Raw genomic sequence first — 25,757 nt, forward strand, 5'->3', positions numbered from 1 at the left:
GGGGGTTGTTCGCGCCCACGCGGTGGAGCCGCACATCGATACAGCCCCGCGCCCCTGAAGGGCGGCTGCACTTCCCGGCATTGACCCGCTAGGCCTACCCCTGCTCACCGCTCACGCACCTGTGCGGAACAATGGACCCCGAGCGTCCGGCTCAGACACGTTTACAGCAACGAGGAGCAAGTCATGGCGGGCAGCAGCCACGGTCACACCCCGGCCGCCTGGACCGGTGTCACGATCGCCTTCATCGGTTTCTGCGTCTCGGGCGCCTTCATGGTGATGGCCCAGCCCGCGGGCTTCTGGGCCGGCATGGCGCTCGTGGTCATCGGCGGTGTCGTCGGCTGGATCATGAGCGCGATGGGCATGGGGCAGCCGAAGGACAGGCACAAGGACCTGCTCGCCGCACAGCGTGAGCCGGCGAGCGTCGAGGGCTGAGAGCGGCACGTACCTCGTCGAGGGGCGGACCGGCGGACCTGCCGGGGCCGCCCCTCACGCGCGTCCGGGCCCGTGCGGGGGCACAATGCGAGGCGTGAACGCCGACAGCCAGAGGGTGATGACACATACGGCCGTGCTGGGACGGGTGGCCGTACCGGCAGGCGTCCTCGCCGCCGTCGCCGGTGCCTTCGCCTACGTCGGCGCCGTGGACCCCAACGAGACCGGTCACTACCCCGTCTGCCCGCTCCTGCGCCACACCGGCCTCTACTGCCCCGGCTGCGGCGGACTGCGCAGCGCGCACGCCTTCGTCCACGGGGACGTCCTGACGGCCCTCCAGGCCAACGCCCCGGCCGTTCTCGGCTATCTGGGCTTCGCCGTGCTGTGGACCGTCTGGGTGGTCCGCTCGGCGCGCGGACGACCGCTGCGGATCGACCTCGGCCCGGTCCACCTGTGGACGCTGGGCACGTTGCTGCTGGTCTTCACCGTTGTCCGGAACCTGCCGTTCGGTGGCTGGCTGCATCCTTGATCAATCGGTGAACGTCCAGGTAGTGGGACCGGCGTCAACCGGATGCGAGGGCTACGCCCTCCTGCGGATACCATCGCAGTGACCACCTGTTTTCACCGGTCGCTGGAACTGTCAACCGTCTGGAAGGGGGCCGCTCGCGTGAGTGTGCTCGACGAGATCATCGACGGAGTCCGTGCCGACCTCGCGGAGCGGCAGGCGCGCGTCAGCCTCGACGAGCTCAAGGAGCGCGCGGCGAAGGCTCCCGCGGGCAAGGACGGCGTGGCCGCACTGCGCGGCGACGGCGTCAAGGTCATCTGCGAGGTCAAGCGCTCCAGCCCCTCCAAGGGCGCGCTGGCCGCGATCGCCGACCCGGCGGGCCTGGCCGCGGACTACGAGGCGGGTGGCGCCGCCGTCATCTCCGTCCTCACCGAGGAGCGCCGCTTCGGCGGCTCGCTGGCCGACCTGGAGGCCGTCCGCGCGCGCGTGGACATCCCGGTCCTGCGCAAGGACTTCATCGTCACGTCGTACCAGCTGTGGGAGGCCCGGGCCTACGGCGCCGATCTCGTGCTGCTGATCGTGGCCGCCCTGGAGCAGCCCGCCCTGGAGTCCCTCATCGAGCGCGCGGTGTCCATCGGACTCACCCCGCTCGTCGAGGTCCACGACGAGGACGAGGTCGAGCGCGCGGTGGACGCCGGCGCGAAGATCATCGGCGTCAACGCCCGCAACCTCAAGACCCTTGAGGTCGACCGCGGCACCTTCGAGCGCGTCGCCCCCGAGATCCCCGACCACATCGTCAAGATCGCCGAGTCCGGCGTCCGCGGCCCGCACGACCTCATCGCGTACGCCAACGCCGGCGCCGACGCGGTCCTGGTCGGCGAGTCCCTGGTCACGGGCAAGGACCCGAAGACGGCGGTGGCGGACCTGGTGGCGGCGGGCGCACATCCCGCACTCCGCCACGGCCGCGGTTGATCACCCGCTAGGCTTGGGCTCGATGACCGTCCTGATGACCGTGACGACCGCGGACCGCTATGCACGCCTCGCGCGTGGCTGCCGTCCGCGTGGTTGCCGTGCGCCCGCGCGAAGGGTGCACGGTCGCCGGGTCCGGTATGTCATCGGTGACGAGCCGGGTCAGGTCAATGGCATGCGATGGCATCAGCGCCCCTTCAGGGGCGCGGGGAACTGCGCGACCAGCCACGACGGGCCCGCAGCCAACTGACATTCCCCGCCCCCACGGCGATTAGGTATTTCCCAACTCACCGTGAGGTTTCCGCATGCCCAGCGAGTTCTTCATCCCCGACCCCGACGGTCAAGTCCCGAGCGCCGAAGGCTACTTCGGCGACTTCGGCGGCAAGTTCATCCCGGAGGCCCTCGTCGCCGCCGTGGACGAGGTCGCCGTCGAGTACGACAAGGCCAAGCACGACCCCGAGTTCGCCAAGGAACTCGACGACCTGCTCGTCCACTACACCGGCCGCCCCAGCTCCCTCACCGAGGTGCCGCGGTTCGCCGAGCACGCCGGTGGCGCCCGGATCTTCCTCAAGCGGGAAGACCTCAACCACACCGGCTCACACAAGATCAACAACGTCCTCGGCCAGGCCCTGCTCACCAAGCGCATGGGCAAGACGCGTGTCATCGCCGAGACCGGCGCCGGTCAGCACGGCGTGGCCACCGCCACCGCCTGTGCGCTGTTCGGCCTCGAGTGCACGATCTACATGGGCGAGATCGACACCCAGCGCCAGGCCCTCAACGTGGCCCGGATGCGCATGCTCGGCGCCGAGGTCATCGCCGTGAAGTCCGGCAGCCGCACGCTGAAGGACGCGATCAACGAGGCGTTCCGCGACTGGGTCGCCAACGTCGACCACACGCACTACCTCTTCGGCACGGTCGCAGGTCCGCACCCCTTCCCGGCGATGGTCCGCGACTTCCACCGGGTCATCGGCGTCGAGGCCCGCCGTCAGATCCTGGAGCGGGCCGGCCGGCTCCCCGACGCGGCGATCGCCTGCGTCGGCGGCGGCTCCAACGCCATCGGTCTGTTCCACGCCTTCATCCCGGACGCCGACGTACGCCTCATCGGCTGTGAGCCCGCCGGGCACGGCGTGGAGACCGGCGAGCACGCGGCCACCCTGACCGCGGGCGAGCCCGGCATCCTGCACGGCTCCCGCTCCTACGTCCTCCAGGACGAGGAGGGCCAGATCACCGAGCCGTACTCCATCTCCGCCGGTCTGGACTACCCGGGCATCGGCCCCGAGCACTCCTACCTCAAGGACTCCGGCCGCGGCGAGTACCGCGCGGTCACCGACGACGCGGCCATGCAGGCGCTGCGTCTGCTCTCCCGCACCGAGGGGATCATCCCGGCCATCGAGAGCGCCCACGCGCTGGCCGGCGCCCTGGAGGTCGGCAAGGAGCTGGGCAAGGACGGGCTGATCATCGTCAACCTGTCCGGGCGCGGCGACAAGGACATGGACACGGCCGCGCGCTACTTCGGCCTGTACGACACCGACGCCGAGGTCGCGGCCGACGCCGCCGACCTCGCCGAGATCGAGGGGGACGCCAAGTGAGCGGGAACATTCAGCTGCTGACCGACACCCTCGCGGCCGCCAAGGCCGAGGGCCGCGCCGCGCTCATCGCCTACCTCCCGGCCGGGTTCCCGACCGTGGACGGCGGCATCGAGGCGATCAAGGCCGTCTTCGACGGCGGTGCCGACGTCGTCGAGGTGGGGCTGCCGCACAGCGACCCCGTCCTCGACGGTCCCGTCATCCAGACCGCCGACGACATCGCCCTGCGCGGCGGCGTCAAGATCGCGGACGTGATGCGGACGGTGCGCGAGGCCCACGAGGCCACCGGGAAGCCGGTGCTCGTGATGACGTACTGGAACCCCATCGACCGCTACGGCGTCGAGCGCTTCACCGCCGAGCTCGCGGAAGCGGGTGGCGCCGGGTGCATCTTGCCCGACCTGCCCGTGCAGGAGTCGGCGCTGTGGAGGGAGCACGCCGAGAAGCACGGTCTCGCGACGGTCTTCGTCGTGGCGCCGAGCAGCAAGGACGAGCGGCTCGCCCGGATCACCGCGGCGGGCAGCGGGTTCGTGTACGCCGCCTCGCTGATGGGCGTCACCGGCACTCGTGCCTCGGTCGGCGCCCAGGCGCAGGACCTGGTCGAGCGCACCCGGGCCGCCGGCGGCGACCTGCCGGTCTGCGTCGGGCTCGGCGTCTCCGACGCGGCGCAGGCCGCCGAGGTGGCCGGCTTCGCCGACGGGGTGATCGTCGGCTCGGCCTTCGTGAAGCGGATGCTGGACGCGCCGGACGACAAGGCCGGCGTCGAGGCCGTCCGCGAACTCGCCGGTGATCTGGCGAAGGGCGTGCGCGGACAGGCGTAACAAGTCCGGGCATTTCGTACAGGTCACTCGAACGGGTGGACCTGGGACCGGGGAGGCGCGCTGCGCCTCCCCGGTTCGTTTCCGGGGTGTGAGCGAGAAGAACCGTGAGGGAAAGCGCACCGCCCGCGAGCGGCTGGCGGTCGAGCGTGAGAAGCAGAAGGCCGCGGAGAGGCGCCGGCGGACGCTGATCGTGAGTGCGAGCGTCCTGTGCGTCCTGGGCCTCGCGGCGGTGATCGGCATCGTCGCCGCCAACGCGGGCAAGGACGACGACAGCGACGCCGCGGGCCCGGTCGTGGCACCCTCGGGCGCCAATGGCGACGACAACCTCGCCATCCCGGTGGGCAGGACCGACGCCAAGTCCACGCTCACGGTGTGGGAGGACTTCCGCTGCCCCGCCTGCAAGTCCTTCGAGGACGCCTACCGCTCCACGATCCATGAGCTGACGGAGTCCGGGGAGCTGAAGGTCGAGTACCACCTCGCGACGATCATCGACGGCAACATGGGCGGCAGCGGCTCCCGCACCGCGGCCAACGCCGCGGCCTGCGCCCAGGACGCCGGCAAGTTCACCGCGTACCACGACGTGCTGTACGAGAACCAGCCGTCCGAGACGGACGACGCCTACGCCGAGAACAGCAAGCTCATCGAGCTGGCGAAGAAGGTCGACGGCCTGGACACCGCGACGTTCCGGACGTGTGTCGACAAGGGCACCCACAACAGCTGGGTCAGCAAGTCCGCGGCGGCCTTCCGCAACGGCGGATTCAGCGGCACCCCGACCGTCATCCTCAACGGCAAGAACATCTACCAGGACCAGACGATGACTCCGGCGAAGCTGAAGGAGCAGGTGCAGAAGGCGGCCAAAGGGTAGCGGGGGACACAAGAATTCCGGCCCTCCCGTTATGGAGCCGTAGCCGGGCTGCCTGCCGTCGGCGGCGCCCGGCACGGTAGCGTCGGTCCTGCCATGGAACTTGCCTACATTCCCAGCCCGTCGCGCGGGGTGATCCACCTCGGTCCCATCCCGCTGCGCGGCTACGCGTTCTGCATCATCATCGGCGTCTTCGTCGCGGTCTGGCTCGGCAACAAGCGCTGGATCGCCCGCGGCGGCCGCGCCGGCACGGTGGCCGACATCGCGGTCTGGGCGGTGCCCTTCGGTCTCATCGGTGGCCGGCTCTACCACGTGATCACGGACTACGAGCTGTACTTCAGCGAGGGTCGTGACTGGGTGGACTCCTTCAAGATCTGGGAGGGCGGCCTCGGCATCTGGGGCGCGATCGCGCTCGGTGCGGTGGGCGCCTGGATCGGCTGCCGCCGCCGGGGCATCCCGCTGCCGGCCTACGCCGACGCCATCGCCCCCGGTATCGCCCTCGCACAGGCGATCGGCCGCTGGGGCAACTGGTTCAACCAGGAGCTGTACGGCCGGGCGACCGACCTCCCCTGGGCCCTGAAGATCACGTCCTCCACGGACGGCCGGGTGCCGGGCACCTACCACCCGACGTTCCTCTACGAATCCCTGTGGTGCATCGGCGTCGCGCTGCTCGTCATCTGGGCCGACCGCCGCTTCACGCTCGGCCACGGACGGGCGTTCGCGCTGTACGTCGCGGCGTACTGCGTCGGCCGGTTCTGGATCGAGTACCTCCGGGTCGACGACGCCCACCACATCCTGGGCCTGCGGCTGAACAACTGGACCGCGCTCGTCGTGTTCCTGCTGGCGGTCGTCTACATCGTGATCTCGGCGAAGAAGCGCCCGGGCCGCGAAGAGGTCGTCGAGCCGGGTGCCTCTGACACCGAGGCCGAGGAGGGCGACGGCGAGGAGAAGAAGGCCGAGGCCGATTCGTCCGAGGAGGCCAGCGAGGCCACTGAGGCCACCGAGGATGCCGAGGACGCCGAGGGCGTGAAGGACGAGGCCGAGTCGGCCAAGAAGGGCTGACCGTCAGTCGTACGACGACGAGGGCGCCCGGCGACGGCCGGGCGCCCTCTGTCATGTGCGGAGGTCAGCGGCGGCGTGCGAGCGACAGAGTCCGTCGTGCCGCCGCCACCACCGCCGCGTCGACGAAGCTGCCGTCCGGCAGCGCCTGAGCGCCTTGTTCCGTTGTCGCCGCCTTCACGATCGTCTCCGCCTTCTCGATCTCCTCCGGGGCCGGGAGGTAGGCCCTTTCGATGACCGGGAGTTGGCGGGGATGGATGGCCGCCCGGCCCAGGAAGCCCAGGGTGCGGCCGTGGGCGCAGGAGGCGGCCAGGCCCGCCAGGTCGCGGATGTCGGGGTGGACGGACTGGGGCGGGGGCGGGAGGTTCGCGGCGCGTGCGGCCACGATCACCCGGGAGCGGGACCAGTCGAGGCCCGCGTCGTCCCGTACGCCCAGATCGGCCCGTAGATCGGCCTCGCCGACGGAGATGCCGCGCAGGGACGGGTGGGCCGTGGCGATCGCGTAGGCGTGTTCGATGCCGAGGGCGGACTCCAGGAGGGCGTGGAGGGCTGGGGCGCCTCCGGCGGCGGGGGCGGTGCGTTCGGCGATGCCGGTGATCTGCCGTGGTCCTGTCACCTTGGGCAGACGGAGGCCGGACAGGCCCGGGAGGCCGGCCACCGCCGTCAGGTCGGCTGCCGCGAACGGGCCGTCCAAGGCGTTCACGCGGACGTGCACCGGGACGCGGTGCCGTGCGGTGAGGAGTTCGGCGGTGGCGTCGCGGGCGTACGCCTTGCGGTCCGGGGCGACGGCGTCCTCCAGGTCGACCACGACGACGTCGGCGCCGGCCGTCAGCGCCTTCGCCACCACCCGCGGGCGGTCACCGGGGACGTACAACCAGGTCAGTGGTGTGGTCATACGGCTCCCTCCGCGCGCAGGGCCGTCAACTCGGCGTCGGTCAGGCCCAGTTCGTTGAGGACCGGGTCCGTGTCGGCGCCGTGCGGACGGCCCGCCCAGTGGATCGCGCCCGGGGTGGCGGAGAGACGGAAGAGGACGTTCTGCATCCTGAGGGGGCCGAGTTCGGGGTCGGGGAGGGTGGTGACGGTGTCCAGGGCCGCGTACTGCGGGTCCGTCATCACGTCCCGGACGTCCTGGATCGGGGCGACCGCGGCCTCCGCCTTCTCGAAGGCCGCCAGGACCTCCGTGCGGGTGCGCTCGGCGATCCAGTCACCGACCGCCTTGTCCAGGACGTCGGCGTGCCGGGCCCGGTCGGCGCCGGTCGCGAACCAGGGTTCGTCGATCAGGTCCGGGCGGCCGACCAGGCGCATCACCCGTTCCGCGATCGACTGGGCGGAGGTGGAGACGGCGACCCAACCGCCGTCCGCGGTGCGATAGGTGTTGCGGGGGGCGTTGTTGGCGGACCGGTTTCCGGTGCGCTGCTGGACATAGCCGAGTTGGTCGTACCAGGTCGGCTGGGGGCCGAGGACGGTGAGGATCGGCTCGATGATCGCCATGTCGACGACCTGGCCCTCGCCCGTGCGGTCGCGGGCCGCGAGGGCCGTCATGACGGCGTACGCGGTCGCGAGCCCGGCGATGGAGTCGGCGAGGCCGAACGGCGGCAGCGTCGGGGGCGCGTCCGGTTCGCCGGTGATCGCGGCGAAACCGCTCAGCGCCTCGGCGAGGGTGCCGAAGCCGGGGCGGTGGGCGTGCGGGCCGAACTGGCCGAAGGCGGTGACCCGGGTGAGGATCAGCCGGGGGTTGGCCGCGGACAGCTCGTCCCAGCCCAGGTCCCATTTCTCCAGGGTGCCCGGGCGGAAGTTCTCGATGATCACGTCCGCGGTCGCGGCCAGGCGCAGCAGGGTGGTCCGGCCGCCCGGCTTGGACAGGTCGAGGGTGATCGTGCGCTTGTTGCGGCCCAGCACCTTCCACCACAGACCGATGCCGTCCTTGGACGGGCCGTGGCCGCGGGAGGGGTCCGGCTTGGTGGGGTGCTCGACCTTGATGACCTCCGCGCCGAAGTCACCGAGGAGGGTGGCGGCGAGGGGGCCGGCGAAGAGGGTGGCGAGGTCGAGGACGCGGAGGCCGGAGAGCGGGGTGTCGGTCATGAGTGGTACTGCTTCTCGATCTCGGAGCGGTACGGCATCGACGCCGACGCGCCCGGCCGCTGCACCGACAGGGCCGCCGCCGCTGCCGCCCAGTGCAGGGCCTCGCGGATGGGGCGCTCCTCGCTGAGCGCGACCGCGAGGGTGCCGGCGAAGGTGTCGCCCGCGCCGGTCGAGTCCACGGCGGTGACCGGCGGGGCGGGCACGGCGAGGGGCTCGGCGGCGTCACGGGCCAGATAGAGGCTGCCCGCCGCGCCGAGCGTCACGACGACCGCCGGTACCAGGTCGAGCAGGGCCCGGGCCGCCGCGATCGGGTCGGACAGGCCGGTGAGGGTGGTCGCCTCGTACTCGTTGGGGAGCAACAGGTCGGTGGCGGCGAGGAGTTCGGGCGGGAGGGGCTGCGCGGGGGCGGGGGTGAGGATCGTCCGGACGCCGTGGGCGCGGGCTGCCCCGGCGCCGTCCAGAACGGCCTTCAGCGGGATCTCCAACTGGAGCAGCAGGGCGTCGGCGGACGCGATCAGGCTCTCGTCGCCGGGGGCGAGATGGTCGACGGTGCCGTTCGCGGCGGGGATCACGACGATCGCGTTGCCGCCCTCGTCGTCGACGACGATGTGCGCGGTGCCGGACGGGCCCTCGACGGTGCGCAGATGGTCGGTGTCGACGCCGGAGTGCTCAAGGGTGGAGCGGAGCTGGGTGCCGTAGGGGTCGTTGCCGACCGCGCCGATCATCGACACGGTGGCGCCGGCGCGGGCGGCGGCGATCGCCTGGTTGGCGCCCTTGCCGCCGGGGATCGTACGGAACTCGCGCCCGGTGACCGTCTCGCCGCGCTGCGGGGCCTTCTCGACGTAGGCGACGAGGTCCATGTTCGTGCTGCCGAGTACGGCGATGTGCGTCATGGGCGGGAAGCCTCCAGGTGGGTCAGGTGGGCCAGGGCGTCGAAGCCGGTGCCGTCGAAGTCGCCCACGGACGTGGCGAGTCGGTTCTTCAACGGGGTCGTCCAGCGGTCGGGGAGGGCGGCCGGGGCGCCGGTGAGGAGGGCGGCGAGGCTGCCCGCTGTCGCGCCGTTGGAGTCGGTGTCCCAACCGCCGCTCACCGCGTTGCGGACGGAGGCGGTGAAGTCGCCGCCGGCGTGGGTGAGGGCGGCGGCGATCAGGGCGGTGTTGGGGATCGCGTGGACCCAGTGGTGGGTGGGGGAGTGGGTGGCGTGGAGTTCGTCCACGACCGTGTCGAAGTCCTGTGTGGACGCGGCCAGTCGGATCGCGTGGCGGACCGCCTTCGCCAGCCGGGAGCCGGGGGGTACGACGGTCAGGCCGGTGCGCAGACAGGCGTGGACGTCGTGGGTGCCGGTGGCCGCGGTGGCGATCGTCGCCGCCGTGAACATCGCCGCGTAGACGCCGTTGGCGGTGTGGGTGAGGGTGGCGTCCCGGTGGGCCTGCTCCGCCGCGGCCGCCGGGTGGCCGGGGTTGGTCCAGCCGTGGACGTCGGCGCGGATGAGGGCGCCGATCCATTCGCGGAAGGGGTTGCGGTGGCGGGCGGTGTGCGGGGGTTCCAGACCGAGGAGGAGATTGCGGTAGGCGATGCGTTCGGCCGTGAAGGTGCGGCCTGCGGGGAGTTCGTCCAGCCAGAGGGCGGCCACGTCCGTGGTGGTGAACCGTCTGCCGTGGCGTTGGAGCAGGAGGAGGTTGAGGAGGGGGTAGTTGAGGTCGTCGTCCTCGGGCATGCCGTCGATGTTCTCGGCGAGGGAGGTGGGGGCTGAGCGGCGGTTCCAAGGGTGGGCGGCGAGGAGGGCTGGGGGGACTCCTCGGGCGGTGAAGTAGGTGTTCAGGGGCCAGTTGCCGGTGGACTTGGCCAGTTGACGGATGGCGTCCAGGGGGAGCTTTTCTACGGGTTTGCCTAGGAGGCAGCCGATAGAGCGGCCCAGCCACGCTGCTTCGTAGGCTGCGGGGGGTGGGGGCTGGGGTCGGGGAGTTTCGCCTGCCCGCGTCGGCGGGGTGCCGCCTTTCTTTGGGCCGGGGCCGCCCAAGGGGTACGACTGCCCGCAGTCAAGCGGCTGAGAGTCGCCCGGCCACTCTGGGCAGAGCGCCTTGATTCCTGCCAGGTCCGTGGGTTCCTGGTCGGCCAGCCTGCTGGGCAGGTCCGCCAGTTCGTCCAGCAGGTCCTTCGCCAGGAGGCGGAGGTAGCGGGACGGCGGGTGGGGGGAGGCGCCTGCGCTGAGGGGGGCGTCCTGGCCGCCTGCCGCCATCCAGCGCGCCGCGATCACCGAAGCCTCACGGCCGTCCAGTGCCGCCTGGCGGAGTTCATGGCCCAGGAGGTCCTCCGGTTGGACCCAGGTCAGCCGGAGCATCTCAGGCCTCCGATCTCCGTGAACGCGGCCTCGTGGGCGCGGCGGCGGTGGATGTCCCGGTCGTGGATCTCACGGGTCACCTGAGTGAGCGTCGTCGCCGGTTCCCAGAGGTCCAGGCGGCTGGCCTCCGAGACCGTCTTGGACCAGTCGTCCGGCGCCGGGGAGCCCAGGGCGCCCGCGATCGCGCCGGCCATCGTCGCGATGGAGTCGCAGTCGCGGCCGTAGTTCACGGCGCCCAGGACCGCGTCGCGGTAGTCGCCCGCGGCCACGATCAACATGCCCAGGGCGATGGGGAGTTCCTCGATCGAGTGGAGGCGGGACGGACGGCGGGCGCCGAGAGAGGGGCTGCGGTAGTCGGGGCCCACCGTGTCGTAGGGGGCCACCGCCTCGCGCAGGGGGGCCAGGGCCGACTCGAAGGTGGTGTGCCGGGTCGCTGCTTCGCAGACCTTCTCGATCGCCGTCCTCGTGCCGTCCTTCGCCAGGGCGAGGCAGTGGGTCACGACGCTGTCCGGGGTCGCGTCCGGTGCGCAGGCTGCCGCCACGGCCGCCGCGAAGACCCCCGCCGCCTCGCGGCCGTACGACGACTGGTGGGCGCCCGCGATGTCCAGCGCCTCGGCGTAGGCGGCCCTCGGGTCGGCCGCGTTGACCAGGCCCACCGGGGCCATGTACATCGCCGCGCCGCAGTTGACGATGTTCCCCGCGCCCGCCTCCCGGGGGTCGGCATGGCCGTAATGGAGGCGGGTCACCAGCCATTTCTCCGCCAGGAAGATCCGGTGGAGGGGGAGGGCCTCCTGTTCGAGTTCCGGGATCCAGCGGGGAGTTGTCATCAGGTCGGGGACCAGGTGGTCGGCGACCGCGTAGGCGTCGAGGTGGTCGCGGACCTTGGCGTAGACCCTGACCAGGGCGTGCGTCATCAAGGTGTCGTCGGTGACGTGGCCGTCGCCCTTGTGGTACGGGGCGATCGGGCGGGCCGTGCGCCAGGCGTCGCCGTTCCAGGGGCCGACGATGCCGTGGACGCGGCCGGCGTGGCGGTCGAGGATCTGGTCGGGGGAGTAGCCCTCCACCGGGCCGCCCAGGGCGTCGCCCACCGCGGCGCCCACCAGGGCGCCGGTGATGCGGTCCTCAAGGGTGGGTGTGGGGGTGGGGGTGGGGGTGGGTGCGGGGGTGGTCGGTGAAGGGTTTTGTTGTGGGGGTTTGGGTGTCTTGGGAGGCATGGACCGAATCATCCTCCTGGCGGGGGCGGTTGCGTGGCTTCCAGGAGTTCGGCGAGTTCCACCAGGTCGGTGCCGGTGAGGCGGGGGAGGGCGCAGCCGGAGAGGGTGCGGCAGGCGTCCCGCCAGGAGGACGGGAGCGCGGTGCCGCCGGTGAGGGCTCCGGTGAGGGCGCCGGTCAGGGCGGGGGCCGAGTCCGCGACGCGGGACAGACAGGCGGCCGCGGGGATCGCTTCCGTGATGTCGCCGTTCGCCGCGGTGGCCAGGGCCAGGGCGACCGGAACGGTTTCCGCGGCCGCGATGCCGTAGCTGTAGACGTGGTCGACGATCTGGTGTTCCAGGAGGGGGATCAGGGCGAACGCAGTGGGGGTGGTGTGGGCGAGGTCCAGGGCGTGGCGGGCGTTGCGGCCGATCTCGGTGGACTCCGGGAGTTCGGTGAGGGCGGCGCTGACGCAGGTGTGGACGTCGGCGCCGGTGAGGGCGAGGGAGAGGGCCGCGGCCATGGCTCGGGCGCCGTGGACTCCGTCGCCGTCCTGGGTGTAGCGGGCGTCGAACTCGGCCAGGTCCGCGGCGAGTCGGGGGTTGCCGGGGTGGGTCACGGCCAGGACGCAGGCTCTGACGCAGGCCGCGTCGTCGAAGTAGTGGGGGTTGTCGTGGCCTGTCGCGGGTGGGCGCAGGCCGGTGGCGAGGTTGCCGAGGCCGGCTCTTACCGAGATGCGGGCGCGTAGGGGGAGTACGGCGGACTCGACTTCCGGGGCGCGGTTCGCCGCGGCGGCCACCTCGCCGGCGAGGGTGGTCCAGGTGAGGTCGATGGCTGCTCTTGTACGGCGGTCGCGGCTGAGGTCGGGGAGGGCGGTGTCGTCGCCTGCGCGGAGGAGGGACTCCGCGGTGAAGGCCGCCCATTCGGCGTCGTCGGAGGGGCCGAGGCGGAGGGGTTCGGGGGGTTGGTTGAGGGCGATGGGGACGGGGAGGGTGGTGGTGGCGTTCTGTTCGGCGAAGGTGTCGAGTTCGCGGGTGAGGCGGCGGGTCCAGTCGGGCATGCGGGCGGCTCTGTGGCGGGCGGCGGGCCAGCCGGCGGCGTCGCCTGCGGCCAGGCCGAGGAGGAGGCCCTCGATGCGGCGAGGGTTTGCGGTGGGGGTGTCGGCGGTGGCTTTCTTCGCCCCCGCCGCCCCTACCCGTCCCATCCCCAGGGGCGCTGCCCCTTCGACCCCGTCCCCAGGGGGCTCCGCCCCCTGGACCCCCGTCGGCCCTGAAGGGGCCTCGTCCTCAAACGCCGGACGGGCTGGATGATCTGGGTGGGTGGGGGAGGGGGACGGCAGGAGCTCGTCCTCGAATGTCGAGTGGGGTGGATGGGCTGGGTGGGTGGGGGAGGCGGGCGGCAGGAGCTCGTCCTCGAGCGTCGGGCGGGGTGGGTGGGCCGGGCTGGTGTTGAGGGGTGCGGCTTTCGGGAGCTTGTGCTCGAGTGTCGGGTGGGGTGGGTGGGTCGGGCTGGTGTTGAGGGGTGCGGCTTTCGGGAGCTTGTGCTCGAGTGTCGGGTGGGGTGGGTGGGTCGGGCTGGTGTTGAGAGGTGCGGCCTTCGGGAGCTTGTCATTGGATGTCGGGTGGGGTGGATGGGTCGGGCCGGTGTCGAGGGGCGCGGCCTTCGGGAGTTCGTTCTCGAATGTCGGGCGGAGTGGATGGGCCGGGCCGGTGTCGAGGGGGGGCCGTTCCTCGTGTTCCAGGGTCATCTCGCGCCCTCCAGTTCGTCGCCGTCCGCTGCCAGTACGTACTCGGCCGGGGTCAGCAGGTCCGCCACGTCCAGGACGTGGTGGCCTGCCATGGAGGGGAGGCAGGTGCCCTGTGCCGGGGTGATGGCCGCTGCCCAGTCCGCCGGGATCGCTGAGGCTCCCCGGGTCGCGCCTGCCAGGGCGCCGGCCACCGCCGCCGTCGTGTCCGCGTCGCGGCCCATGTTGACGGCCGTCAGTACCGCCTCCACGAAGTCGCCGTCCGCCGCCGCGTACGCGCCGAAGGCGAGGGCGACGGCTTCGGGGGCGAGGTCGGTCCAGGGGTAGCCGCCGATCACGACCGCGGAGCGGACCGCTTGTTCGCCTCGGTGGGCCACCGCCACCGCGCGGCGCAGGGAGCGGGCCGTCCAGGAGTCGTCCGGGATCACCGCCAGGGCCGAGGCGACCACCGCGACCGTGGTGGCGCCCGCCATCGCCGCCGCCACTCCTGCCGCTACCGCCTGGCCGCCGTAGATGCCCTCGCCGTCGTGGCTCACCGAGCCGTCGATCGCCGCCAGGCGGGCCGCCTCGGCGGGGCGGCCCGACGCGTAGACGCCGAAGGGGGCCGCGCGCATCGCCAGGCCGTCGCTCCAGGCGTGGCGGTGCTGGGCGGAGATGGGGGCCGCGAGGCCTCGGCGCAGGTTCTCCAGGGTTCCTCGTTCGCTGAAGCCCGCGCCCCGGAACGGGCCCTCCTCGCGGTCCGCGATCCACTCGTGCCAGGCCGCCTCGACATGGGCCGGGGTGAGGGCCGAGCCGTGGCGGGCCAGGAGGAGGCCGGAGAAGATCGCGTACTCCGTGTCGTCCGTGCCGGAGGGGTGCTGCGCCACGTAGCCCGTGATGCGGCCCCAGCGGGCTCGGATCTCGGAGGGTTTGAGGTTTTCGGCGGGGGCGCCGAGGGCGTCTCCTACCGCCAGGCCCAGCAGGGCGCCTCGACCCCGTTCGCGGAGTTCGGCGGCGTTCCCGGGTGCCGGGACCGAGGGGATGCAGGCGATCGATGCCATACGGCGGCCTCTCCTCCGTGGGCTCCGCACAGGGCGCGGGGCCTTTGCGGATGTGTCCCACGGGAGGGCCGTAACACGAGCATCTCAGGCCTCAGCATCACCCGGTCGACATCTGAGCGGGCCTCTGATCGTATGCGCATTCGGAGGTAAAGGTGCAGGTTAGCGCAGCCTTTCCTTCGTGGCGGGCGGGAATTTCTCGTCGTACAGTCAGGTTGTCGGTAATTAGAATCTGTCTAAAGTTAGCTTTGGCTTAGCTTCCCTGGGGGATCCCTGATGGCCATCATCGAGACCGAGGCGCCACTGCACGCGGCGCACCGTGACAACCACACCCACCGTGATGTGAACGGGGGGTGGTTGCGGCCCGCCGTCTTCGGGGCCATGGACGGGCTGGTCTCCAACCTCGCCCTCATGACCGGTGTCGCTGGCGGGGCCGTGGGGCAGCAGGCCATCGTGCTCACCGGTCTCGCGGGGCTGGCCGCCGGAGCCTTCTCCATGGCCGCGGGTGAGTACACCTCCGTCGCCTCGCAGCGGGAGCTCGTCGAGGCCGAGCTGGATGTCGAGCGGCGGGAGCTGCGCAAGCACCCGGAGGACGAGGAGGCGGAGCTCGCCGCGTTGTACGCGGGCCGGGGGGTCGATCCCTTGCTCGCGCGGGAAGTCGCCAGGCAGTTGTCCCGTGATCCCGAGCAGGCTCTGGAGATCCACGCGCGGGAGGAGCTCGGGATCGACCCCGGGGATCTGCCCTCGCCGCTCGTCGCCGCCGTGTCGTCCTTCGGGGCTTTCGCGCTCGGCGCGCTGCTCCCCGTACTGCCTTATCTGCTGGGGGCGAGTGCGCTGTGGCCTGCGGTTCTCGTCGCGCTCGTCGGGCTCTTCGCATGCGGGGCGGTGGTGGCCAAGGTGACGGCGCGGACCTGGTGGTTCAGCGGACTGCGGCAGCTCGCTCTCGGTGGTGCGGCGGCCGGTGTGACGTACGCCCTGGGCAGCTTGTTCGGAACGGCCGTAGGATAGGTCGACCGCTACTTATGCGATGGGCCGCATAAGTAGCCGTTACTCGCTGGTTTCGAATGCTTAACCACTGGGCATGAGCCGTAAGCGCTGTGGGCAATGACGCCTGCCGCGCATCCGCGAGGTGGGCGACGTCGCTCGCCTCGCCCTTGGAGCGACGGACATCGATCTGTCCCGTTCGGTCCCCACACACTTCCAGCCATGTGCGCGATACCCCCGTCGCCACCGCATGGCGTCCGCATGCTGGAACGGAGTATCCGGTTCCCGAGAACCGCTCCATCATGTAACCTGCACGAAATTTTGCGCACACGCAGAGGGCCAACGTCGTCCCTCGGCACAGCACATTGCCACTTGAGACGACGACGGGAGAGCCGATGCGTACGCCGCGCCAGCCGTCCCAGCATTCCGCGAATGGCCAGAAGTGGTCCTTCATGGATGCTCGCCCTGCTGCGCAGGGTATGTACGACCCCCGCAACGAAAAGGACGCCTGTGGCGTCGGTTTCGTGGCCACCCTCACCGGCGAGGCGAGCCATGCGCTGGTCGAGCAGGCGCTCACGGTTCTGCGCAACCTGGAGCACCGCGGTGCCACCGGCTCCGAGCCCGACTCGGGTGACGGCGCGGGCATCCTGACCCAGGTTCCGGACGCCTTCTTCCGTGAGGTCGCCGGATTCGAGCTGCCCGAGGCCGGTGGTTACGCCGTCGGTATCGCCTTCCTGCCCGAGGACGGGACCGCGGACGCCGTCTCGAAGATCGAGACGATCGCCGGCGAAGAGGGCCTCACCGTCCTCGGCTGGCGTGAGGTTCCGGTCGCGCCCGAGCTGCTCGGTGCCACCGCCCGTTCGACCATGCCCGTCTTCCGCGAGATCTTCGTCGCCGACGGGGCCAGCACCGGTATCGACCTCGACCGCAAGGCCTTCGTGCTGCGCAAGCGCGCCGAGCGCGAGGTCGACGTCTACTTCCCGTCGCTGTCCGCGCGGACCATCGTCCACAAGGGCATGCTGACCACCGGCCAGCTGGAGCCCTTCTTCCCGGACCTGTCCGACCGCCGCTTCGCCTCGGCCGTCGCCCTCGTCCACTCGCGCTTCTCCACGAACACCTTCCCGTCGTGGCCGCTCGCGCACCCCTACCGCTTCGTCGCGCACAACGGTGAGATCAACACCGTCAAGGGCAACCGCAACTGGATGGTGGCCCGCGAGTCGCAGCTCGTCTCCGACCTGTTCGGGACGGACGACAAGGCGCTCGACCGCGTCTTCCCCGTCTGTACGCCGGACGCCTCCGACTCGGCGTCCTTCGACGAGGTGCTCGAACTCCTCCACCTCGGTGGCCGTTCGCTGCCGCACTCCGTGCTGATGATGATCCCGGAGGCGTGGGAGAACCACGACTCCATGGACCCGGCCCGGCGCGCCTTCTACCAGTTCCACGCCACGATGATGGAGCCCTGGGACGGCCCGGCCTGTGTCACCTTCACCGACGGCGTCCAGGTGGGTGCGGTCCTGGACCGCAACGGTCTGCGCCCCGGCCGCTACTGGGTCACCGACGACGGTCTCGTCGTGCTCGGTTCCGAGGTCGGCGTTCTCGACATCGACCCCGCCAAGGTCGTCCGCAAGGGCCGCCTCCAGCCCGGCAAGATGTTCCTCGTCGACACCGCCGAGCACCGCATCATCGAGGACGACGAGATCAAGGCCGCCCTCGCCGCCGAGCAGCCGTACGCGGAGTGGCTGGAGGCCGGCGAGATCGAGCTGTCCGACCTGCCCGAGCGCGAGCACATCGTGCACACGCACGCCTCGGTCACCCGCCGCCAGCAGACCTTCGGTTACACCGAGGAAGAGCTGCGCGTCCTCATCGCGCCGATGGCCAAGGCCGGTGCCGAGCCCATCGGTTCGATGGGTACGGACTCGCCGATCGCCGCTCTCTCCGAGCGTCCGCGGCTGCTCTTCGACTACTTCACCCAGCTGTTCGCGCAGGTCACCAACCCGCCGCTGGATGCCATCCGTGAAGAGCTCGTCACCTCGCTGCGTTCGTCCCTCGGTCCGCAGGGCAACCTGCTCGACCCGACGGCCGCTTCCTGCCGTACGGTCACCCTGCCCTTCCCGGTGATCGACAACGACGAGCTGGCCAAGCTCATCCACATCAACGCCGACGGCGACATGCCCGGCTTCAAGGCCGCGACGCTGTCCGGTCTGTACCGGGTCTCCGGCGGCGGCGACTCCCTCGCCGCGCGCATCGAGGAGATCTGCGCCGAGGCGGACGCCGCGATCGAGAACGGCGCCCGGCTGATCGTCCTGTCGGACCGCCACTCCGACGCCGAGCACGCGCCGATCCCGTCGCTGCTGCTCACCGCGGCCGTCCACCACCACCTCATCCGCACCAAGCAGCGCACCGAGGTGGGCCTGCTGGTCGAGGCCGGTGACGTCCGCGAGGTCCACCACGTCGCCCTGCTGATCGGCTTCGGCGCCGCGGCGGTCAACCCGTACCTGGCGATGGAGTCCGTCGAGGACCTCGTCCGCGCGGGCACCTTCCTCTCCGACATCGAGGCCGAGCAGGCCATCCGCAACCTGATCTACGCCCTGGGCAAGGGCGTGCTGAAGGTCATGTCGAAGATGGGCATCTCGACGGTCGCCTCCTACCGCGGCGCCCAGGTCTTCGAGGCCGTCGGCCTGGAGGAGTCCTTCGTCGCGAAGTACTTCAACGGCACCGCCTCCAAGATCGGCGGCGTCGGCATCGACGTCATCGCCAAGGAGGTCGCCGCCCGGCACGCGAAGGCGTACCCGGCGTCCGGCATCGCGCCGGCCCACCGTGCGCTGGACATAGGCGGCGAGTACCAGTGGCGCCGTGAGGGCGAGCCCCACCTGTTCGACCCGGAGACGGTCTTCCGCCTCCAGCACTCGACGCGCGCCAACCGCTACGACATCTTCAAGAAGTACACGGACCGCGTGAACGAGCAGTCCGAGCGGCTGATGACGCTCCGTGGGCTCTTCGGCTTCAAGTCGGACCGTCCCTCGATCTCCATCGACGAGGTCGAGCCCGTCTCCGAGATCGTCAAGCGCTTCTCGACCGGTGCCATGTCCTACGGCTCCATCTCGCGCGAGGCCCACGAGACCCTCGCCATCGCGATGAACCAGCTGGGCGGCAAGTCCAACACCGGTGAGGGCGGCGAGGACGCGGACCGGCTGTACGACCCGGCGCGGCGGTCCAGCATCAAGCAGGTCGCCTCCGGCCGCTTCGGTGTGACCTCCGAGTACCTGGTCAACGCGGACGACATCCAGATCAAGATGGCCCAGGGCGCCAAGCCCGGCGAGGGCGGCCAGCTGCCCGGCCACAAGGTCTACCCGTGGGTCGCCAAGACCCGTCACTCCACCCCGGGTGTCGGTCTGATCTCCCCGCCGCCGCACCACGACATCTACTCCATCGAGGACCTGGCCCAGCTGATCCACGACCTGAAGAACGCGAACCCGCAGGCGCGGATTCACGTGAAGCTGGTCTCCGAGGTCGGCGTCGGCACGGTCGCCGCGGGTGTCTCCAAGGCGCACGCGGACGTCGTGCTCATCTCGGGCCACGACGGTGGCACGGGTGCCTCGCCGCTGACCTCGCTCAAGCACGCCGGTGGTCCCTGGGAGCTCGGTCTCGCCGAGACCCAGCAGACCCTGCTGCTCAACGGCCTGCGTGACCGCATCGTCGTGCAGACCGACGGCCAGCTGAAGACCGGCCGTGACGTCGTCATCGCCGCGCTGCTCGGCGCCGAGGAGTTCGGTTTCGCGACCGCGCCGCTCGTCGTCTCCGGCTGCGTCATGATGCGCGTCTGCCACCTGGACACCTGCCCGGTCGGCATCGCCACCCAGAACCCGGTGCTCCGCGACCGGTTCACGGGCAAGGCCGAGTACATCGTGAACTTCTTCAAGTTCATCGCCGAAGAGGTCCGCGAGATCCTCGCCGAGCTGGGCTTCCGCACCATCGAGGAGGCCGTCGGCCACGCCGAGAGCCTCGACGTGACCCGCGCCGTCAACCACTGGAAGGCACAGGGCCTGGACCTGGCCCCGCTCTTCTACGTGCCCGAGCTGCCCGAGGGCGCCGCGCTGCACCAGGTCATCGAGCAGGACCACGGCCTGGAGAAGGCGCTCGACAACGAGCTCATCAAGCTCGCCGCCGACGCGCTGGCCGCCGACTCGGCGACCGACGCCCAGCCGGTGCGCGCCCAGGTCGCGATCCGCAACATCAACCGCACGGTCGGCACCATGCTCGGCCACGAGGTGACGAAGAAGTTCGGCGGTGCGGGCCTGCCCGAGGACACCATCGACATCACCTTCACCGGCTCCGCGGGCCAGTCCTTCGGCGCCTTCCTCCCGCGCGGCATCACGCTGCGCCTGGAGGGCGACGCCAACGACTACGTCGGCAAGGGCCTCTCCGGCGGCCGGGTGATCGTCCGTCCCGACCGGGGCGCCGACCACCTCGCCGAGTACTCGACGATCGCGGGCAACACGATCGCCTACGGTGCGACCGGCGGCGAGCTCTTCCTGCGCGGCCGTACCGGCGAGCGGTTCTGTGTCCGCAACTCCGGTGCCACGGTCGTCGCGGAGGGCGTGGGCGACCACGGCTGCGAGTACATGACCGGTGGTCACGCGGTGGTCCTCGGTGAGACGGGCCGTAACTTCGCGGCCGGCATGTCCGGTGGCGTCGCGTACGTCATCGACCTCGCCAAGGACAACGTCAACGTCGGCAACGTGAACGCCGTCGAGGCGCTCGACGACACCGACAAGCAGTGGCTGCACGACGTGGTGCGCCGCCACCAGGAGGAGACCGGCTCCACGGTCGCCGAGAAGCTCCTGGCCGAGTGGGACACCGCGGTCGAGCGCTTCAGCAAGATCATCCCCAGCACGTACAAGGCTGTGCTCGCCGCCAAGGCCGCCGCCGAGCAGGCCGGACTCTCCGAGTCCGAGATCACCGAGAAGATGATGGAGGCGGCGACCAATGGCTGATCCCAAGGGCTTCCTGAACCACGGCCGTGAGGTCGCCAAGTCCCGTCCGGTCGACGTCCGGCTGAAGGACTGGAATGAGGTCTACGTCCCCGGCTCCCTGCTGCCGATCATCAGCAAGCAGGCCAGCCGCTGCATGGACTGCGGTATCCCGTTCTGTCACAACGGCTGTCCGCTGGGGAACCTCATCCCCGAGTGGAACGACTACGCCTACCGCGAGGACTGGGCCGCCGCCAGCGAGCGGCTGCACGCGACCAACAACTTCCCGGAGTTCACCGGTCGCCTCTGCCCCGCGCCCTGTGAGTCGGCGTGTGTGCTCGGCATCAACCAGCCGGCCGTGACCATCAAGAACGTCGAGGTCTCGATCATCGACAAGGCGTGGGACAGCGGCGATGTCGACCCGCAGATCCCCGAGCGCCTGTCGGGCAAGACCGTCGCCGTCATCGGCTCGGGCCCGGCCGGCCTCGCCGCCGCCCAGCAGCTCACCCGGGCCGGCCACACGGTCGCGGTGTACGAGCGCGCCGACCGCATCGGCGGTCTGCTCCGCTACGGCATCCCCGAGTTCAAGATGGAGAAGCGGCACATCAACCGCCGCATCGAGCAGATGCGCGCGGAGGGCACCCGCTTCCGCACCGGCATCGAGATCGGCCGCGACCTCAAGGCGACCGACCTGAAGAAGCGGTACGACGCCGTCGTCATCGCCGCCGGTGCGACGACCGCCCGTGACCTGCCCGCCCCGGGCCGCGAGCTCAAGGGCATCCACCAGGCCATGGAGTACCTGCCGCTGGCGAACAAGGTGCAGGAGGGTGACTACGTCACCGCTCCGATCACCGCCGAGGGCAAGCATGTCGTGGTCATCGGCGGTGGCGACACCGGCGCCGACTGCGTGGGCACCGCCCACCGCCAGGGCGCGGCCTCGGTCACGCAGCTGGAGATCATGCCGAAGCCGGGCGAGGACCGCGCCCCGAACCAGCCCTGGCCGACCTTCCCGATGCTCTACAAGGTCACCTCGGCGCACGAGGAGGGCGGTGAGCGGGTCTACTCCGTCTCCACCACCCACTTCGAGGGCGACGAGGACGGCAACGTCCAGTGGCTGCACCTCGTCGAGGTCGAGTTCATCGACGGCAAGCTGACCCAGAAGCCGGGCACGGAGCGCAAGATCCCCGCCCAGCTGGTCACCCTCGCCATGGGCTTCACCGGCACCGACCGGGAGAACGGCCTGGTGGACCAGTTCGGCCTTGAGCTCGACGAGCGCGGCAACATCGCCCGCGACGCCGACTTCCAGACCAACGTCCCCGGTGTCTTCGTCGCCGGTGACGCGGGCCGCGGTCAGTCGCTCATCGTGTGGGCGATCGCGGAGGGCCGCTCGGCCGCCCGCGGCACCGACCGGTTCCTGACCGGCGCCAGCGACCTGCCGGCCCCGATCCGGCCGACGGACCGCTCGCTGATGGTCTGACAGAGTCTGACGACTCGTCAAAAGACGTCCCGTACAACGGCGTACGGAACACTGGCGGCGCTCGCCCATCTCGTCCCCGACCGGACGATGGGCGGGCGCCGTCGCCCTTTCTCAGCCCGAACCGGCCTCCAGGCCCTCGAACTCCACCGTCGCATCCTCCGAGTAGGCGCCCACCCGGCCCTGGTTGTACGGCAGTTCGGCGTCCGTGAACCGCACCAGCGGCTTGCCGCCGACCGACACGGACAGCGCCGCCCCGTGCTGCTCGACCTGGACGTCGTACCAGGGACCCACGGGGTACTGGGTCCGGCCGGTCGCCAGGAAGCGCTGGCCGCCCGGGTAGGCCGGGTCGCGTTTGCCGAGCTCCCAGCCGTTCGGCTTGAGGGTGATGTAGTAGAAGTGCTCCGGGTCGGTGTACGCCCAGACCAGCCACGGCACTTCCCACGGGTTCGGCTTCGGTGAGCGCAGCTGCTTCAGTGTCCGCATCCGTGCCTCGTAGCGCACGTCCGTGTAGGCGGCGGTGCTCACCACCAGGCCCGCGTGGGTGGTGCCGGGGTCCTCGGCGGCCATGGGGGAGAGGGTGAGCGAGCTGTCGTCGCCGTGGTTGGTGCCCATGCCGTTGAAGACCGACAGCCAACGGCCGTGGGTGGTGCCGTCGATCCAGGGCTTGGGGGGCGGGGAGTCGTCGCCCCGGCACTGACTCACGGTGATCGCGACGATCGCGGCCAGGGCGAGCGCCAGTGCCAGTCCGGTGACGCGACGACTCCTGCGTGTCATGCCGTCGAGTATGGCCCGGATGCCGTCAGGCCGACCGGGACATCGGCGGCGAAGTCCTCGGCCAGCTGGCCCAGGATGCGGTGCGCGGCCTCACCGTCGCCGAACGGATTGCTCGCGGTCGCCATCCGCCGGTACTCCGCGGGGTCGTCGAGGAGCCGTTCCGCCCAGGTCACGATGGCCTCCGGGTCGGTGCCGATCAGCCGGGCCGCGCCCGCCTCGACCGCCTCGGGCCGCTCGGTCGTGGTGCGCAGTACCAGCGAGGGCTTGGCGAGGCTCGGCGCCTCCTCCTGGATGCCGCCGGAGTCGGTCAGCACGAGGTCGCACTCGGCCAGCGTCGCCGCGAAGTCCAGGTAGTCCAGCGGCTCGACGAGGGAGATGCCCTGCTGGCCCTCCAGTTCGGGCAGCAGCGCCTCGCGGACGGCCGGGCTCTTGTGCAGCGGCAGCACGATCTCCACGTCCCCGCGCCGGGCGAGCCGGGCCAGGGCCCGCCCCATGCCGCGCATCCGCTCACCCTGGTTCTCCCGGCGGTGCAGGGTCACCAGGATGCGCTTGGGGCCTGCCCGGCGGATCGTGTCGGCGTCGCGGGCCCTGGCGTCGGTGTCGAACGCGGAGACGCCGGTGCCCTCGGTCAGCACCCACAGCAGGTTGTCGATGACGGTGTTGCCGGTGGTGAAGACCTGCTCGCCGGGGACGCCCTCGTCGGTCAGATGCCGGGCCGCGGCCGGGGTCGGGGCGAAGTGCCAGCGGGCGATACGGCCGATGAGGCTGCGGTTGAGCTCCTCCGGGAACGGGTTGTCGATGACGCCGGTGCGCAGGCCCGCCTCGACATGGGCGACCGGGATCTTCTCGTAGAAGGCGGCCAGGGCGCCGGCCAGCGCGGTGGTGGTGTCCCCCTGCACCACCACCAGGTCGGGCCGCTGCTCCCGCAGCACCCCGCCGAGCTCACGGACCAGACGGGCGGTCAGGTCGGAGAGCTGCTGCCGGGTGCGCATCACGTCGAGGGCGATCCGGACGTCGACGCCCAGCATGCCGAGCATCTGGTGGAGCATCTCGCGGTGCTGTCCGGTGGTGACGACGATCGGCTCGAACTGTGGGCCGGCGGCCATCGCCCGCGCCACGGGCGCCAGTTTGATCGCTTCCGGCCGGGTGCCGAGCACCAGCATGGCGCGTACGGGCATGGTTGACGCAGGTGTGGACATGATGGGTGCCCCCCTTGGGCATGCGTGATCGGCGCAGCGACCACGTGAAGGTGATGAGAGGTGGAGCGGCGAGAGATGAGGACCCGCGCGGGGACCCGGCGCGGCCTGAACGTCCTCGGGTGAGAGGTCTGAAGGGGCTCAGGTGCGAGCGGTCTTGAGCCAGCCCCGCTGACCGGTGAGCATCCGCCAGAAGCCCCACCAGCCGGCCGCGAACCAGATGTAGCCGTAGAAGACGAAGACATGGGCGAGCAGGACCGAGCGCACCAGGCCCAACTCCCGTTCCCGCTTGGCGTAGATGAAGCCGTACGCGTAGGCGGTGGTGAAGGAGAGCAGATACGGGCCGAGCAGCCACATCGGCGACACGAGCGGGTGGCCCACCTGCACGGAGGCCACGGTGGTGGCGCCGAGGGCGACGAGGAAGGACAGCGGCAGCAGCGAGGTGAGCAGGATCAGCACCGGGCTGGAGAGGTGGTAGAGCAGGTCGATGGCGGCTCTGGTCGGGACGTCCCTGAGGATGAGCGGGACGAGTCCGGCCGACTGCAAGTGGCCCTGGAACCAGCGGGACCGCTGGCGGATCAGGCGGCGCAGGCTGAGCACGGCCTGCTGGGAGACCGCGGCGGCGGTGCAGTGCTGGTTGGTCCAGCCCTTGGCGATCAGCCGCACCCCGAGGTCGAGGTCCTCGGTGAGGCTGTCGCTCCAAGGCCCGTCCCCGTCAAGGGTGTTGAGCGCGGACAGCCGCATGAACTGTCCGTTGCCGCCCATGCCGACGCTGCCGATGTAGCGGCGGGCGCTCTGGAAGACGTCGCCGTAGACGACGAACTCCATGTCCTGCATACGGGCGAGCAGTCCGAGGTGGCGGTTGTACATCCGCACGCAGACCTGGACCGCGCCGGTGCGCGGGTCGTCGAAGTACGGGTCGACCGACTGCACGACGTGCGGATCGAGCCGTCCGTCGGCGTCGACCACGCACAGGACCACGTCGGCCGGGTCGTGCCCGGCGAGCAGGCCGGACGCGCGCAGATGGCGGACCCCGTCGTTGAGGGCGGCACCCTTGCCCTTGCGGCAGTTCGGCGGGGTACGCCGGTGCACCCGGACCAGGGCCGGATCGGCGGCCCTTGCGACCTGGAAGGTGCGGTCGTCCGAGCCGTCGTCGATGACCAGTGCCATGAAATTCCGGGCGGGCAGCGAAGTGATCCGCGCCAGGCTTTCGGAAAGCACTTTCTCCTCGTTGAGGCAGGCCATCAGAAATACGTAGAACCGGTCTCTCCGGTCGGTCCGGGAGCGGCGAATTCTGCGCCTCGACAACAGAAAGAGACTGGTGTTGTAGCACCCGGCCATAATGATCAGAGTGATGCTCGACCACAGCAGCAGTTCGGTGATCATGACTGCTCCCCGGTGCCGACCTGCGTCCTTTGTGCTTGACGGCGCAGTCGTATCCGGGCCAGCAATATCAGACAGGCCGTCAGGCAATAGAACAGAAATCCGGCTCCCGCCGTTGCCTGTAGGGCTTTGGCCAAAGGTAGCCCCGGTACAGCTTCTGGCGCGGCCATCGCCCCTGCCAGGGGCAGCAGAGCCCCCAGGGCGGGTCGTCCGTACATTGTCCCCCCACATTTCACAGCGCGTCCCCATCGCGCGAAAGTGAACGTAGCAGACGCCGAGGGCGACTCAGAAGACTATTCGGAAAAAGGACATGTCCGATCTTCTGGTGCGGTCTCCTGGTCGTGCCGGAA

General features: G+C 70.8%; 21 protein-coding genes. 11 read left to right on the forward strand and 10 right to left on the reverse strand.

The window, feature by feature from the left end; translation table 11 throughout:
- Positions 1-183: 183 nt before the first annotated feature.
- The 8 genes from OG866_RS32475 (at position 184) to lgt (ending at position 6,231) form a co-directional block, all read left to right on the forward strand.
- A complete protein-coding gene (locus OG866_RS32475; RefSeq protein ID WP_329340246.1) occupies positions 184-432 on the forward strand; it encodes an HGxxPAAW family protein in 249 nt (82 codons plus the stop codon).
- An 85-nt stretch (positions 433-517) separates the two neighbouring features.
- Entirely contained in the window at positions 518-958 is a 441-nt protein-coding gene (locus OG866_RS32480; RefSeq protein WP_329340248.1) for a DUF2752 domain-containing protein, read from the forward strand.
- 138 nt (positions 959-1,096) lie between these two features.
- Positions 1,097-1,906 (forward strand): indole-3-glycerol phosphate synthase TrpC, encoded by an 810-nt coding sequence (gene trpC / locus OG866_RS32485; RefSeq protein WP_329340250.1) that lies wholly within the window; start codon positions 1,097-1,099, stop codon positions 1,904-1,906.
- Between the two features lie 34 nt (positions 1,907-1,940).
- Positions 1,941-2,153: a tryptophan biosynthesis modulator TrpM gene (gene trpM / locus OG866_RS45295; RefSeq protein WP_443063666.1), complete on the forward strand. Its 213-nt coding sequence runs from the start codon at positions 1,941-1,943 to the stop codon at positions 2,151-2,153.
- A 55-nt stretch (positions 2,154-2,208) separates the two neighbouring features.
- On the forward strand, positions 2,209-3,492 hold the full coding sequence (trpB, locus tag OG866_RS32490) for a tryptophan synthase subunit beta (RefSeq protein WP_329340252.1): 1,284 nt from the start codon (positions 2,209-2,211) through the stop codon (positions 3,490-3,492).
- Positions 3,489-4,307, forward strand: coding sequence for a tryptophan synthase subunit alpha (gene trpA / locus OG866_RS32495; RefSeq protein ID WP_329340254.1), 819 nt, complete (start codon positions 3,489-3,491; stop codon positions 4,305-4,307). The genes trpB and trpA overlap by 4 nt, the downstream gene beginning before the upstream one ends.
- An 88-nt stretch (positions 4,308-4,395) precedes the next feature.
- The gene (locus OG866_RS32500) at positions 4,396-5,172 is read left to right on the forward strand and encodes a DsbA family protein (RefSeq protein ID WP_329340256.1); all 777 of its coding nucleotides are present in this window, start codon (positions 4,396-4,398) and stop codon (positions 5,170-5,172) included.
- A 93-nt stretch (positions 5,173-5,265) separates the two neighbouring features.
- Positions 5,266-6,231, forward strand: coding sequence for a prolipoprotein diacylglyceryl transferase (lgt, locus tag OG866_RS32505; RefSeq protein WP_329340258.1), 966 nt, complete (start codon positions 5,266-5,268; stop codon positions 6,229-6,231).
- 64 nt (positions 6,232-6,295) lie between these two features.
- Here the strand turns inward: lgt and OG866_RS32510 are convergent, their stop codons facing one another.
- The 7 genes from OG866_RS32510 to OG866_RS32540 all read right to left on the reverse strand — a co-directional run bounded on the left by OG866_RS32510 (position 6,296) and on the right by OG866_RS32540 (position 14,626).
- A complete protein-coding gene (locus OG866_RS32510) occupies positions 6,296-7,123 on the reverse strand; it encodes an HpcH/HpaI aldolase/citrate lyase family protein (RefSeq protein ID WP_329340260.1) in 828 nt (275 codons plus the stop codon).
- Complete coding sequence (locus OG866_RS32515) at positions 7,120-8,310, reverse strand: CaiB/BaiF CoA transferase family protein (protein WP_329340262.1); 1,191 nt, start codon at positions 8,308-8,310, stop codon at positions 7,120-7,122. The genes OG866_RS32510 and OG866_RS32515 overlap by 4 nt, the downstream gene beginning before the upstream one ends.
- The gene (rbsK, locus tag OG866_RS32520; protein ID WP_329340264.1) at positions 8,307-9,203 is read right to left on the reverse strand and encodes a ribokinase; all 897 of its coding nucleotides are present in this window, start codon (positions 9,201-9,203) and stop codon (positions 8,307-8,309) included. The genes OG866_RS32515 and rbsK overlap by 4 nt, the downstream gene beginning before the upstream one ends.
- A complete protein-coding gene (locus tag OG866_RS32525; protein WP_329340266.1) occupies positions 9,200-10,651 on the reverse strand; it encodes an ADP-ribosylglycohydrolase family protein in 1,452 nt (483 codons plus the stop codon). The genes rbsK and OG866_RS32525 overlap by 4 nt, the downstream gene beginning before the upstream one ends.
- A complete protein-coding gene (locus OG866_RS32530; RefSeq protein WP_329340267.1) occupies positions 10,639-11,865 on the reverse strand; it encodes an ADP-ribosylglycohydrolase family protein in 1,227 nt (408 codons plus the stop codon). Before OG866_RS32530 ends, OG866_RS32525 begins: the two co-directional genes overlap by 13 nt.
- An 8-nt stretch (positions 11,866-11,873) precedes the next feature.
- The gene (locus OG866_RS32535; RefSeq protein WP_443063667.1) at positions 11,874-13,181 is read right to left on the reverse strand and encodes an ADP-ribosylglycohydrolase family protein; all 1,308 of its coding nucleotides are present in this window, start codon (positions 13,179-13,181) and stop codon (positions 11,874-11,876) included.
- A gap of 404 nt (positions 13,182-13,585) precedes the next feature.
- The gene (locus OG866_RS32540) at positions 13,586-14,626 is read right to left on the reverse strand and encodes an ADP-ribosylglycohydrolase family protein (RefSeq protein WP_329340271.1); all 1,041 of its coding nucleotides are present in this window, start codon (positions 14,624-14,626) and stop codon (positions 13,586-13,588) included.
- A 273-nt stretch (positions 14,627-14,899) separates the two neighbouring features.
- Here OG866_RS32540 and OG866_RS32545 point away from each other — a divergent pair, with 273 nt between their 5' ends.
- The 3 genes from OG866_RS32545 (at position 14,900) to OG866_RS32555 (ending at position 22,054) form a co-directional block, all read left to right on the forward strand.
- On the forward strand, positions 14,900-15,631 hold the full coding sequence (locus OG866_RS32545) for a VIT1/CCC1 transporter family protein (RefSeq protein WP_329340273.1): 732 nt from the start codon (positions 14,900-14,902) through the stop codon (positions 15,629-15,631).
- 371 nt (positions 15,632-16,002) lie between these two features.
- Positions 16,003-20,601 (forward strand): glutamate synthase large subunit, encoded by a 4,599-nt coding sequence (gene gltB / locus OG866_RS32550; protein ID WP_329340275.1) that lies wholly within the window; start codon positions 16,003-16,005, stop codon positions 20,599-20,601.
- Positions 20,594-22,054, forward strand: a complete 1,461-nt coding sequence (locus OG866_RS32555; protein WP_329340278.1) for a glutamate synthase subunit beta — start codon at positions 20,594-20,596, stop codon at positions 22,052-22,054. Before gltB ends, OG866_RS32555 begins: the two co-directional genes overlap by 8 nt.
- Positions 22,055-22,165: 111 nt before the next feature.
- Here OG866_RS32555 and OG866_RS32560 read toward each other — a convergent pair whose 3' ends face one another.
- From OG866_RS32560 to OG866_RS32570, 3 genes are all read right to left on the reverse strand, one after another.
- Complete coding sequence (locus OG866_RS32560; RefSeq protein WP_329340280.1) at positions 22,166-22,828, reverse strand: calcium-binding protein; 663 nt, start codon at positions 22,826-22,828, stop codon at positions 22,166-22,168.
- Positions 22,825-24,027 (reverse strand): non-hydrolyzing UDP-N-acetylglucosamine 2-epimerase, encoded by a 1,203-nt coding sequence (wecB, locus tag OG866_RS32565; protein ID WP_329340281.1) that lies wholly within the window; start codon positions 24,025-24,027, stop codon positions 22,825-22,827. Before wecB ends, OG866_RS32560 begins: the two co-directional genes overlap by 4 nt.
- Positions 24,028-24,165: 138 nt before the next feature.
- Positions 24,166-25,410: a glycosyltransferase family 2 protein gene (locus OG866_RS32570; RefSeq protein WP_329340283.1), complete on the reverse strand. Its 1,245-nt coding sequence runs from the start codon at positions 25,408-25,410 to the stop codon at positions 24,166-24,168.
- Positions 25,411-25,757 lie beyond the last annotated feature (347 nt).

Source organism: Streptomyces sp. NBC_00663 (assembly GCF_036226885.1).
Lineage (GTDB): Bacteria > Actinomycetota > Actinomycetes > Streptomycetales > Streptomycetaceae > Streptomyces.

Bases quoted from the DNA above. Each gene is read 5' to 3' on its own strand.
- OG866_RS32475 (WP_329340246.1), top strand. From the start codon at position 184: ATGGCGGGCAGCAGCCACGGTCACACCCCGGCCGCCTGGACCGGTGTC.
- OG866_RS32480 (WP_329340248.1), top strand. From the start codon at position 518: ATGCGAGGCGTGAACGCCGACAGCCAGAGGGTGATGACACATACGGCC.
- trpM (WP_443063666.1), top strand. From the start codon at position 1,941: ATGACCGTGACGACCGCGGACCGCTATGCACGCCTCGCGCGTGGCTGC.
- trpB (WP_329340252.1), top strand. From the start codon at position 2,209: ATGCCCAGCGAGTTCTTCATCCCCGACCCCGACGGTCAAGTCCCGAGC.
- lgt (WP_329340258.1), top strand. From the start codon at position 5,266: ATGGAACTTGCCTACATTCCCAGCCCGTCGCGCGGGGTGATCCACCTC.
- OG866_RS32510 (WP_329340260.1), bottom strand. From the start codon at position 7,123: ATGACCACACCACTGACCTGGTTGTACGTCCCCGGTGACCGCCCGCGG.
- OG866_RS32515 (WP_329340262.1), bottom strand. From the start codon at position 8,310: ATGACCGACACCCCGCTCTCCGGCCTCCGCGTCCTCGACCTCGCCACC.
- rbsK (WP_329340264.1), bottom strand. From the start codon at position 9,203: ATGACGCACATCGCCGTACTCGGCAGCACGAACATGGACCTCGTCGCC.
- OG866_RS32525 (WP_329340266.1), bottom strand. From the start codon at position 10,651: ATGCTCCGGCTGACCTGGGTCCAACCGGAGGACCTCCTGGGCCATGAA.
- OG866_RS32530 (WP_329340267.1), bottom strand. From the start codon at position 11,865: ATGCCTCCCAAGACACCCAAACCCCCACAACAAAACCCTTCACCGACC.
- OG866_RS32540 (WP_329340271.1), bottom strand. From the start codon at position 14,626: ATGGCATCGATCGCCTGCATCCCCTCGGTCCCGGCACCCGGGAACGCC.
- OG866_RS32545 (WP_329340273.1), top strand. From the start codon at position 14,900: ATGGCCATCATCGAGACCGAGGCGCCACTGCACGCGGCGCACCGTGAC.
- gltB (WP_329340275.1), top strand. From the start codon at position 16,003: ATGCGTACGCCGCGCCAGCCGTCCCAGCATTCCGCGAATGGCCAGAAG.
- OG866_RS32555 (WP_329340278.1), top strand. From the start codon at position 20,594: ATGGCTGATCCCAAGGGCTTCCTGAACCACGGCCGTGAGGTCGCCAAG.
- OG866_RS32560 (WP_329340280.1), bottom strand. From the start codon at position 22,828: ATGACACGCAGGAGTCGTCGCGTCACCGGACTGGCACTGGCGCTCGCC.
- wecB (WP_329340281.1), bottom strand. From the start codon at position 24,027: ATGTCCACACCTGCGTCAACCATGCCCGTACGCGCCATGCTGGTGCTC.
- OG866_RS32570 (WP_329340283.1), bottom strand. From the start codon at position 25,410: ATGATCACCGAACTGCTGCTGTGGTCGAGCATCACTCTGATCATTATG.